The 9,967-nt window shown below is 60.7% G+C and carries 10 protein-coding genes and 1 pseudogene; 3 read left to right on the top strand and 8 right to left on the bottom strand.

Features of this window, described 5'->3' with window-relative positions; genetic code table 11:
* The 3 genes and pseudogenes from D0550_RS23465 to D0550_RS23455 all read right to left on the bottom strand — a co-directional run.
* Positions 1-388: pseudogene (locus tag D0550_RS23465) on the bottom strand (hypothetical protein); the annotation flags it as partial.
* A gap of 54 nt (positions 389-442) precedes the next feature.
* Positions 443-1,132, bottom strand: a complete 690-nt coding sequence (locus D0550_RS23460) for a DUF222 domain-containing protein (RefSeq protein ID WP_116811624.1) — start codon at positions 1,130-1,132, stop codon at positions 443-445.
* Between the two features lie 537 nt (positions 1,133-1,669).
* Positions 1,670-2,533, bottom strand: a complete 864-nt coding sequence (locus D0550_RS23455; protein ID WP_116811623.1) for a hypothetical protein — start codon at positions 2,531-2,533, stop codon at positions 1,670-1,672.
* Between the two features lie 450 nt (positions 2,534-2,983).
* Here D0550_RS23455 and D0550_RS23450 point away from each other — a divergent pair, with 450 nt between their 5' ends.
* The gene (locus D0550_RS23450; protein ID WP_116811622.1) at positions 2,984-3,754 is read left to right on the top strand and encodes a hypothetical protein; all 771 of its coding nucleotides are present in this window, start codon (positions 2,984-2,986) and stop codon (positions 3,752-3,754) included.
* Positions 3,755-3,798: 44 nt separating this feature from the next.
* Here the strand turns inward: D0550_RS23450 and tsaA are convergent, their stop codons facing one another.
* The 3 genes from tsaA to D0550_RS23435 are packed head-to-tail and all read right to left on the bottom strand — an operon-like array spanning position 3,799 to position 5,763.
* A complete protein-coding gene (gene tsaA / locus D0550_RS23445) occupies positions 3,799-4,629 on the bottom strand; it encodes a tRNA (N6-threonylcarbamoyladenosine(37)-N6)-methyltransferase TrmO (protein ID WP_116811621.1) in 831 nt (276 codons plus the stop codon).
* Positions 4,630-4,685: 56 nt separating this feature from the next.
* Complete coding sequence (locus D0550_RS23440; RefSeq protein WP_116811620.1) at positions 4,686-5,423, bottom strand: SDR family oxidoreductase; 738 nt, start codon at positions 5,421-5,423, stop codon at positions 4,686-4,688.
* A 19-nt stretch (positions 5,424-5,442) separates the two neighbouring features.
* Positions 5,443-5,763: a DUF1330 domain-containing protein gene (locus tag D0550_RS23435; RefSeq protein WP_116811619.1), complete on the bottom strand. Its 321-nt coding sequence runs from the start codon at positions 5,761-5,763 to the stop codon at positions 5,443-5,445.
* A 118-nt stretch (positions 5,764-5,881) separates the two neighbouring features.
* Here D0550_RS23435 and D0550_RS23430 point away from each other — a divergent pair, with 118 nt between their 5' ends.
* Together D0550_RS23430 and D0550_RS23425 are read left to right on the top strand one after the other, a co-directional pair.
* Positions 5,882-6,676, top strand: coding sequence for a 2-keto-4-pentenoate hydratase (locus D0550_RS23430; RefSeq protein ID WP_161965998.1), 795 nt, complete (start codon positions 5,882-5,884; stop codon positions 6,674-6,676).
* Positions 6,677-6,903: 227 nt separating this feature from the next.
* A complete protein-coding gene (locus D0550_RS23425) occupies positions 6,904-8,499 on the top strand; it encodes an amidase family protein (protein WP_116811617.1) in 1,596 nt (531 codons plus the stop codon).
* A gap of 35 nt (positions 8,500-8,534) precedes the next feature.
* On the opposite strand, the gene D0550_RS23420 is transcribed toward D0550_RS23425, so the two are convergent.
* A complete protein-coding gene (locus D0550_RS23420) occupies positions 8,535-8,918 on the bottom strand; it encodes a DoxX family protein (protein ID WP_116811616.1) in 384 nt (127 codons plus the stop codon).
* Between the two features lie 105 nt (positions 8,919-9,023).
* The gene (gene yghU, locus D0550_RS23415) at positions 9,024-9,914 is read right to left on the bottom strand and encodes a glutathione-dependent disulfide-bond oxidoreductase (RefSeq protein ID WP_116811615.1); all 891 of its coding nucleotides are present in this window, start codon (positions 9,912-9,914) and stop codon (positions 9,024-9,026) included.
* Between the last annotated feature and the right edge of the window lie 53 nt (positions 9,915-9,967).

The raw sequence follows: 9,967 nt of genomic DNA, 5'->3' as shown, positions 1-9,967 counted from the left end.
GATCTGCCGAATTCGGTCTCTCATCCATAAGGCACGCGCGCGGTGCAGACTTTGTAAAGCCTGTTGTTCGACGGACTTGATCTGCACCGGCTGAATGTCCGCGCCAGCGCGCCGCTTCCAGCAGTGCTGCCGCATCCGCTGCATCGGTTTTATTGCGCACCCGATATCGGCGGACATAGTGCGCCGGCAGCAACCGCACCTCGATCCCCTGGGCGCTAATCTGTCTGGCCCAATGATGCGCGCTGCCACACGCCTCCATGACTACTAACGACGTCGCGCTGTTGTCGAAGCAGTGAGAAAACCGAGCTCGTGTCAGACGCTGCGTGCCACAGGGCTTCCAATCCGCATCGGCAAACGCCAGCTGGAACACGTTCTTTGCGAGATCCACAGCACAGGTTGTAGCATGCATGGCGGACTCCTCTTGGCGTACTGACCCTCAACATCAGTTGGCACAATGATGCCGAAGACCAGGGGGAGTCCATCCCATCATTTCCGCGGAAATTTCCGCTGCCGGGATTTCTTCCTGGGCGGCCTCGATCGCCTTAATAAATATTTGCCCGGCTTCCGGTGGCAGGCGCGCTTTGATCACGAGCATGCCGTCTTCATCATGGAACCAGGTGAGCTTGCGATTCGCTTGCTGCTGAGCATCGCGCGATAGTTCCTCGGCTTCCTTGCAGCGGCGGAAGTCACGCACGATTCGCTCAACGTGCGCTGCCGTGCCGTGGATCGCGTAGTCCAGCAGCGTGTTCTCAGTATTTGGGCACGCGACGCGCGTGAGCGCGCGGACCTTGGCGTAGCTCAGCTCCCCGCGCTCCATCGCCGCGGCGATCTTCGGCAGGTTCGCGAGTGCATTCGCCGTGCGCACTTTCTCGCGCGCTGCGCCCATGTCGATGCCGCACTTCCAGTTGAGCCAATGCGCGCAGGACTGCGTCGCGCCGTCGCCGCCCCAGCCTTTGCGGCGGTCCCATTCGGCGATGAGCCTGAGGAAGCGATAGTTCGCGGCGTTCAAGTGGCCGGCGAGTTCGATGATCTGGTAACCGAGGTCTTCGAGCGACTTTCGCTCGGCGAAGCGAGCCTGGTTCCACTCGGCTTTGCGCCGTTCGGCCTCGTGAGTATCTTGCGAGATCATCATCGTGTGCTCTCCGCGAAACTCTCTCGAATCGTTGCCCCCCTCTGCCGCCGCACCGCTCTCGGCGGCAGAGGACGTTCAACACTCGTCCGCTAAGCGTGGTACACCGGCGTCGGCTCTCTGACCTGATGCGGATAGTCGCTTGGAGTCCCACGCAACCCGTCCCCCTGGCAGATTGCATCGATCAATGGCCTCAGCGCCACCAGATCCAGCTGCGCCGCCGACTCACCAATGCACCGCGCGGCCTTGTGGCTCAAGCACGACCTGATCCTAGCTCGGCGTGGCCTATCTGTATATAACAACAGGCCGAAGTTTCCACTTTGACTCTAATGTTTTTGACTTGCTTGCGCACGATGATGCGCGGTGCGTGCCGCGGGATTCACGCGCGGGTTGGTTGAGTGTATTCAGTAGCGAGATGACAGGCGCGCGAAGTGCTTAGGAGAGGGATGTGAATCGTGACCAATTTAGACGGCTGCTGTCGGCCAGGAGCGACCTCGCCACAATAAGGTCATGACTATTCGACGCACGTAAACCCACCCCTCATGTGCCAGTACCCAGCACCTGCTCACGCGTGAACGAGCACCGGGCTTCGTTCTCCGGAAACTCATCAGCAAAGAAGAACTTTCTCTTCTTGGCTTCGAAATACATCTCCTCTTGTGATAGCTGCTGCTTGACGAGTTTGCGAACGGCGCCAATACCCATTCGTCGAATGGTTTGCCTCTCCATGGCCTGACTAACGAGATCTTCGATTCGGGCCCGCCTACCCTTTCCTATGCAGTACCTTTCGTGATATCTCCTGTAGGCTCGCACAAACAATCCCGCTGCCGTCAAGAATTTGTATCGCCTGGAGTCACCTCGTATCCCTCTATTAAGGGCTGCAAGCGCGGCATCGCCGTCAAGCGACTCGAATAACGTCGTGTAGAAAGCATCGAAATCGTCCATGAGCGCCCCCGCTGCAATGGCACCTTCAGTCCCGATCAGGGCCCAGAATGGTGCACGTTCTAGCCGAGTCGCGGCTTTGATGAGATGCGCACCGTCGCACGCTGCTACTGCAATCACAAGGTTCGATCGACACGCACGATTGATCGATATAAGAATATCCCTGAGACTATCCCAGCCAACCAGATCGCCATTCCCCAGCTCCAAGCCGTCTGGACATCCGTGACATTCAAAATGAAGCATCGGATATATGCCCTGTTCTCTCGCCTCATTCTCGATGAGATCAAGTACGCGAAACAGTTCTTCTTTGGATCGTGGATTTCGGTACTCGACCTTCAGCTCAGGACGCTTCAAGGTTGCGACGAAGAGCGCACCATCAACGAGCTTCCTCCCGATTCTTAGCTCGCCATCGTGTTGTGATTCGATGACGCAGATCTTGTGAAACCATGAGGTTGTGTCAAGCATGACGATTTCCCTGCTGCGATCTACTAGAACCGATCACGAGATAACAAACAGAAAAGGCATCGTCGACGGCGAAACCCGCCAGCGCGGCTGTGATCCCGGTAAGGAACGATCGCCTCGAAGTGACGCGTGCCGGATGAGCTTTTGAACCAGTTGCGGTCATGTTTGATAATCCTGCCACTGGGGCGGTTGGCTGGCGATCAGACAGCAAATGCCAAGGCTAGCTGAGTTTTTCAGACGGCTCCACCGACGACGCCCCCGTAGTCGTCGGCTCGACCGCATGCTGCCAGCTTCCTCTCAACAACAGAAGCTCGGCATGGATTCGCTCGTTCGGTTCATTGCAGTAACAATCGCGCTCGCGGCCAGAAGTCCATCTCCATTGACAGCGTAACCGTACTCGACATACGTTGCTCGCAGCATCACCTCTACGGAAAATGTGAGCAGGAGTCTGGCATGCGACAGTGGACGCACGCTCACGCCGTTCTCATCTTTGCGCTTTTGCCAGCTCCGCTCGATGCTTTGGCAGAACCTCCTAGTCGCCAGAGCACAACGGCCTTCAGCAACGAACTGCTCGATCGGCAGTACCAAGCCCTGTTGAGAATTCCGAACAGAATCGATGTTACTTACACAACGCGCGGCGCGGTGCGCGATGTCTTCGCGAAGAACGGCGATACCGGGTTCAAGCTCACCGGCGTGGAGAATCTGGCAGAGGGGGATCCGGCTCCGCAGGTACTCCGCGACTTATCCGACCTGCTCATGGCCGTTGGCACCGAGCAGTTCACGGTCAGGACCGTCTTCGATTCTCTGCCAGGGCTTCGAACGATCGCTCTCACGCAATCGATCCGTGGAATTCCTGTCGTTCACGGCGGGGGGCTCGCGATCGAATTCCATCAGGCGACGGGGAACATTCGCGGTTTGTCCTCACACTTTCTCCCTGACCGTGGCCTTGCTCCTGCGCCGCTCATCCTGTCGTCTGTTGCCGCCGAGCGAGCCAAGACATACGTCGTAGCACAGAAGGACAGCGAAGAGAACAGTGCGGACATTGTGAACGATCCTGCGCTTGTCTATTACGCAGGCGGCCCCGAAAGTGATGCAGCCGCACTGGTTTGGGCCGTGAACATCACCTACCTGACCAGGGACGGTGGACCTCTGTCCAAGGAGGTGTTCGTTAACGCTGTCACCGGCGAAGTTGTGTTTGAAGCGGCCCTGGGCAGCGCTCACTAGAACAGCCTATTCGGCAAACAATCTGACGCCGTGCGCTGGCTATGTCAGCTAACGCGACCTGACCACTTCTCACGAAACTCCCGATGGGTCGATAGCACGTCATCGTCACTTTCACCCACCAGCTGCGACTCCCGGAAACCGGAGACAATCGCGAGCACGCGCACGTCGCGTCCTTCGACGCTGAATCGAACACGCCACTCTTTGACCGCCAGTTGCATACCTTCGGCGGTCCGACGGATGCGTCGATAGGGGTGTGGCTCCGGGCCGAGCATCAGGGTGGAGCGAATTCGTTCCTCGATACCGAGCCCGGTTCGCGTCTCGATCCAAAGCGCTTGTTCGATGGCCAGCGGCAGGAATGTCACATTGTATGCAGACACCGGATCGACCGGCTGAGTCGAGCCCGGCGAGCTGCCGGCGTCATCGAGCCAACCATTGCCGGCATCGGGATGGGAGTCCGTATAAGCGACATACGGTTTGAGATCGAGCACGGGCGTGCCGTCGAGCATGTCGGCATCGAGAACGTGAACATTCAAACCATCCACCTTCTCCAGCCGGACGACGGACAGGCCGATGGGGTTGGGTCGGTGAGGCGAGCGCGTGGAGAACACGCCTTTGCGTCCCGAAGTACTGCGCGGCGGCAGCACCTTGGGGCGCCAGCCGGGATTGTGGTGAAACCAGAAGATCACCCAGATCAATGGCCAGCGCGACAGATCTTCGAGGGCGTGCTCGAAGTTTCGACCGGGGAATAGCTCGATGCGAGCAGGGGCGCCCTGCGCGGCCCGCGGCTGCCGTGCCGCTTCGACTTTGGTGACGAGCGACGTGCGGACGATGCCGATGGGGTTGAGAACGAGGTCTTTATCTTGAGCCGACGACATGGGGGCGCAGGATACGCCAATGCCGCGCCCCTGCCCCACCCACCGTCGAAGCGGGATCAGATCGAGTTCAAGAGCCCGCCATCCACCGCAATTGCCTGCCCAGTGATGTACGACGCGCGATCCGACGCGAGGAAGGCCGCGAGGGCGGCGAACTCGTCGGGCCTGCCGATGCGACCGGCGGGGATCTTCGGCCCCATGGTCGCGTCGTCGACGCCCAGTTCCGTCAGGCGCTCGGTTGCCGTGTAGCCCGGCAGTAGCGCATTCATCGTGATGCCATCTTTCGCGACATCCCGGCTGACAGAGTTGACCAGTCCCAGCAGACCGGCGCGCAAGCTGCTTGATATCACCAGGCTCGGTTGCGGCTCGCGGGCGGCGATCGAGGTGATGGCGAGAATACGGCCCCACTTGCGTTCCCGCATATGAGGCAACACGGCGAGGATGCTTTCCACCGTGCTCATCCACAGATTGTCGAAACCTTTCTGCCAATCGGCGGCGGACAGGCGTTCGAAGGAACCAGCAGGCGGCCCGCCGGTGTTCGTCACCAAGATGTCCACGGGTGCGCCAAGAGCCTTCGCAGCCTGGGCGACCAGAGCTTCACTATTGCCGGGCACGGAAACATCGCCGGCAATGCCGATGGCGCCGATCTCAGCCGCGGTCGCTGCGATCCGAGCGGGATCGCGAGAAACGATAGCGACTTGAACCCCTTCTGCAATCAGCTCTTGCGCGACCGCCTTGCCGAGTCCCTGGGACGCGCCGAAAACGAGTGCACGGCGTCCGGATATCTTCAAATCCATAACAAACCTCTGGCGGAAATCAGACGCGAGGATCCGGCGAGGCCTGATCGGGCCGGCCTTCCTGAAGAATCATGCGGCCATCCGTGGTGGCCGCGCGCCGGAACTCGGACAGTCGTTGATACTCGGGATCGTTGTACCAGGCCTCAGCGGAGGCGCGGTCTGGAAATTCGAGGATCACCATGCGCTCGGTGAAGCTCTGGCCTTCCGACGTCGTGACCTGATCACCGCGCGTCAGAAATCGCCCCCCGTATTTCAGCAGCGTCTTGGGCGTGTGATCCGAGTACTTTCGAAAAGTGACCGGATCGTGGACCTTCATCGTGCAGATCATGTAAGCGGCCATGCGCGCTCCTCGAGTGTCGAGCCGAGTGTACTGTCCCGGTAGCACAAATTTTTCCTAAATGGCCTGTGCTACAGTGCCCGGCAACCTTTGCCGAAGCCTGCTGTGTCGAGGTCGAAGAATGCAAGCCGATCAGGTGCGCGCGGTCGTCGATCAGTTCGAAACCCATGTCAGGAATCGCACCCGATTCCAGCTGTATCGCTTCGACGGTCGCCCGGCGACACTCGACGAAGCCTATGCCATCCAGGATGAAATCCTGGCGCGCGCGCTTCGTTCCGGCAGCGATAGCGTCGCGGGCTACAAGATCGGCCTCACCACCGAGAAAATGCAGAAGTTCTGCGGTGTCGGCGAGCCCATCGCCGGCCGCATTCTGAAAAGCACGGTGCATGCGAGCGGCGCGACGCTGCGCAAGTCCGAGTTTCATCGGCTGGGCATCGAAAGCGAGCTGGCATTGCGCCTCGGCAAAGAAGTGCCCGCCTGGCGGCCGCAGGCCAATGTCCGCGATTTGATCGAGTGCGTCGACGCCATCGCGGCCGCGTTCGAAATCATCGACGATCGCGATGCCGACTACGCCCATCTCGAAGCCAGCTCCATCGCCGCCGAGAACAGCTGGAACAGAGGTGTCGTGCTCGGCGAAGCCACCTCGGCCGCGGCCTTTGGCGATCTGCGCAGCCTGCAGGGCCAGTTGCTGGTCAATGGCGAACCGGTCGCGACCGGCTCCAGCAACGACGTGATGAATGGCCCGCTGTGGGTGCTCGCCTGGGTCGCTCGTTTCGCGCAAGCCGCGGGACAGCCACTGCGACCCGGTCAGTGGATCATGACCGGCTCCATCATCCCGACCAGGTTCGCGGTCGCAGGGGATACCTACTCGTTCCAACTCGGCCCGCTGCCGGCGGTGAACGTAGCAATCATCTGAGTCAGCATCGCGATAAATGATCTCGCGACCTGTCACCGTGCACGCGGGGCCAACGACGCTCGTTCGTGGCGCAGCAGTCGCGCATAGTCCTCGCGCGCGGCAATCCGTCTGCTCACAAACGCCCTCACGCGATAAAAAACCGCGCGAATTGCCGCTCGCGTGGATTGATTTTTACTGGCACGCATCCTGCTTTCGCCGCAAAAGACCACACCCTTCATGGAGTTCCAATGCGATTGCATCGTTCGTTCGGCCTGGCAACGCTGGCCGCGTTGCTGATCGGTTACACCGCCTGCCTGCCCGCAGCGACCGTCGACTTCGACTCGGCGACGATCAGCGATCTCAACCAGGCCTTCAAGACCGGAACGCTCACCTCCGAACAACTGGTGCAGCACTGTCTCGCCCGCATCGAGACCTACGATAAGCAAGGGCCGAAAATCAATGCAGTGCTGACGCTGAATCCGAAGGCGCTCGAGACCGCCCGCGCGCTCGATGCCGAGCGCAAGAGCAAAGGCCCGCGCTCGCCGTTGCACGGCATACCGGTACTGTTGAAAGACAACTTCGATACGTTCGACATGCCCACCACCGGCGGCTCGGTGCTGCTGGAAAACTGGGTGCCGAAGGACGATGCGTACGTCGTCAAAAAACTCCGCGATGCCGGTGCGATCATTCTCGCCAAGGTCAATCTGTCCGAGTTCGCCTCGGGAGCCGCGCACAGCTCGCTCGGTGGCCAGACGCTCAATCCTCACGATCTCAGGCGCACGCCCTCCGGCTCATCGGGCGGCACCGGCGCCGGAATTGCAGCGGCGTATGCGCCACTTGGCCTGGGCACGGACACCGGCGGCTCCATCCGCGGACCTGCGACATCCAATGGCATCGTAGGTTTGAAACCCACGCACGGACTGCTCAGCCGTGACGGCATCATTCCGCTCTCACTCACGTTCGACACTGGCGGCCCGATGGCACGCAGTGTTTATGACGTCGCCGTCTCACTCGGCATCATGACGGGCGTGGACCCCGCCGATCCGGCGACCCAAAAGAGCAAAGGAAAATCCGTCACCGACTACACTCGTTATCTCAAGGCCGATGCCCTGAAAGGCGCGCGCATCGGCATCGCACGCGATTTCCTCGGCACGGATCAAGACGTCGACTGGGTGATCGAATCGGCCCTCGAGTCGATGCGCAAAGCCGGCGCGACCGTAGTCGACGTGCGTTTTCCCAAGTGGCTGCTGGATAGCAAAGAGGATTTCTATGCGGCGGTCCGCCGCCCGGAATTCGTCGTACAGATCGGCGAGTATCTCGCGGCCACCGGTGCCGGCTATCCAAAGAACCTAGAGCAACTGATCGAGCGTTCCAACGAGGTGAGATCGCTGCGTCCCGGCGGCGGCGGGCCGAACCCCGTGCGCTGGACGCTGTTCAAGAAAGAGGCGGAAAGCGGCAAGCTCGACGACTACCGTTATTTGTCGGTCCGCGATTACGCCCTGCCGATGGTACGAACCGTGGTCGACGGCATGCTGGCCGCCGAGAAACTCGACGCAATCGTCTATCCCACGTCGCCGCGCCGCCCTACCCTCATCTCGCAGGACACTCCGCCACCCGATGTGAACTCGGCGACCAATATCGCCAATCTCACCGGCTATCCCGATCTGATCGTGCCCGCCGGCTTCACCACCGACGATCTGCCGGTGGGCATGTCGTTCTTCGGCCCGGCTTTCAGCGAGCCGAAGTTGCTGGCGCTGGGTTACAGCTTCGAACAGGCGACGCGCGTACGGCGACTGCCCGTGAATACGCCGGCGCTGCCCGACGAAACGGTCACGGTGCCGTAATCCCATAATTGATCGAGTTGGGTCGATCGAGTTGGTTATTTGTCATTCAGGCTGAATCGCCCTGGCCCGAGCAGCGCCAGGGCGATCGCCGTAAACAGAAACATTCCCTGCAGTTCGAGCGCCCAGCCGCCGGTGTTACTGAGCGCGAGCCAGTCGCCTCGATGCACCAGTGCGAACGCGAACAGCATGTTGATTGCGATCAGCCCGGCGCCGATGCGGCTGTACCAGCCGAGCAACACCAGAATGGGCGCGAGCACCTCGCCCACATAGACACCATAAGTGACGAAGGCCGGCAGACCGGCACCGGTAACCGCGCCCGTCAGGCCGCCGACGCCGCCTTTGAGTTTCGCTATGCCGTGCAGCAGGATCAGGATGCCCAGCGCCAAACGCAGAATCAGCTTGCCAATGCCGTCATTCATGTTGCCCCCCCGGTCTCATTGAAGCAGTTCACTCGAGCCGCCCACTCGACTCGATTGTAGACCCCACCGACATCGGATGAAGCCTGGCGATGGGCTCGCTCTCGATCACTGCGCCGCGATCTTGTCCTGCGTCCGGGTCTGGAAATCGCTGGCGTCGTGACGCTCGTGCAACTGGCTGGCGGGATCGCCGCTGGTGCGATTCACCATGCGACCGCGCACCAGCGCGGGGCGAGCGAGTAGCGCATCGGCCCAGCGCAGCACGTTCTTATATTCGTGCACGGACAAGAATTCGCCAGCGTTGTACAGCCAGCCTTTGACCAGGGCGCCGTACCAGGGGAACACAGCGATGTCGGCGATCGTGTATTCGTCCCCGGCGAGATACGTGCTGCGCGCCAGGTGCCGATCGAGCACATCGAGCTGGCGTTTGGTTTCCATCGCGTAACGGTCGATCGGATATTCGAACTTCTCCGGCGCATAGGCGTAGAAATGACCGAAGCCGCCGCCGAGGAACGGCGCGCTGCCCATCTGCCAGAACAGCCACGAGAAACACTCCGCGCGTGCCTGTGGCTGTGACGGCAGGAATGCTCCGAATTTCTCCGCGAGGTACAGCAGGATTGCGCCTGACTCGAATACGCGAATCGGTTGCGGGCCGGAACGATCCATCAGCGCCGGAATCTTCGAGTTCGGATTCACGTCCACGAAGCCGCTGCCGAACTGATCTCCTTCGTTGATGCGAATGAGCCACGCATCGTACTCGGCGCCGGCATGCCCGAGCGCAAGCAGCTCTTCCAGCAGGATCGTGACTTTCTGACCGTTCGGCGTGCCCAGCGAATACAGCTGCAACGGATGCCGCCCGATCGGCAGTTCCTTCTCATGCGTTGCTCCCGCCACCGGTCGATTGATGTTCGCGAACTGGCCGCCGCTCGGCTTGTTCCAGGTCCAGACTTTTGGGGGCGTGTACTGTTCAGTGGCGGGGTCGGGCGCGTGGTCGGTCATCGGACACCTTAGGTCGGTTTGCGGGCCTGGGCTGAAGAATGGAACAGCCAGCC

This window comes from Steroidobacter cummioxidans (assembly GCF_003104955.1).
The sequence above is the reverse complement of the archived record's forward strand: the minus strand, read 5'-3'. Positions and strand labels throughout refer to the sequence as shown.

What these genes read in the sequence shown, in the direction of transcription:
- D0550_RS23460 (WP_116811624.1), bottom strand. Translation starts at nt 1,132, where the DNA reads ATGATGATCTCGCAAGATACTCACGAGGCCGAACGGCGCAAAGCCGAG.
- D0550_RS23425 (WP_116811617.1), top strand. Translation starts at nt 6,904, where the DNA reads ATGCGATTGCATCGTTCGTTCGGCCTGGCAACGCTGGCCGCGTTGCTG.
- D0550_RS23420 (WP_116811616.1), bottom strand. Translation starts at nt 8,918, where the DNA reads ATGAATGACGGCATTGGCAAGCTGATTCTGCGTTTGGCGCTGGGCATC.
- D0550_RS23450 (WP_116811622.1), top strand. Translation starts at nt 2,984, where the DNA reads ATGCGACAGTGGACGCACGCTCACGCCGTTCTCATCTTTGCGCTTTTG.
- D0550_RS23430 (WP_161965998.1), top strand. Translation starts at nt 5,882, where the DNA reads ATGCAAGCCGATCAGGTGCGCGCGGTCGTCGATCAGTTCGAAACCCAT.
- D0550_RS23455 (WP_116811623.1), bottom strand. Translation starts at nt 2,533, where the DNA reads ATGCTTGACACAACCTCATGGTTTCACAAGATCTGCGTCATCGAATCA.
- D0550_RS23440 (WP_116811620.1), bottom strand. Translation starts at nt 5,423, where the DNA reads ATGGATTTGAAGATATCCGGACGCCGTGCACTCGTTTTCGGCGCGTCC.
- D0550_RS23435 (WP_116811619.1), bottom strand. Translation starts at nt 5,763, where the DNA reads ATGGCCGCTTACATGATCTGCACGATGAAGGTCCACGATCCGGTCACT.
- tsaA (WP_116811621.1), bottom strand. Translation starts at nt 4,629, where the DNA reads ATGTCGTCGGCTCAAGATAAAGACCTCGTTCTCAACCCCATCGGCATC.
- yghU (WP_116811615.1), bottom strand. Translation starts at nt 9,914, where the DNA reads ATGACCGACCACGCGCCCGACCCCGCCACTGAACAGTACACGCCCCCA.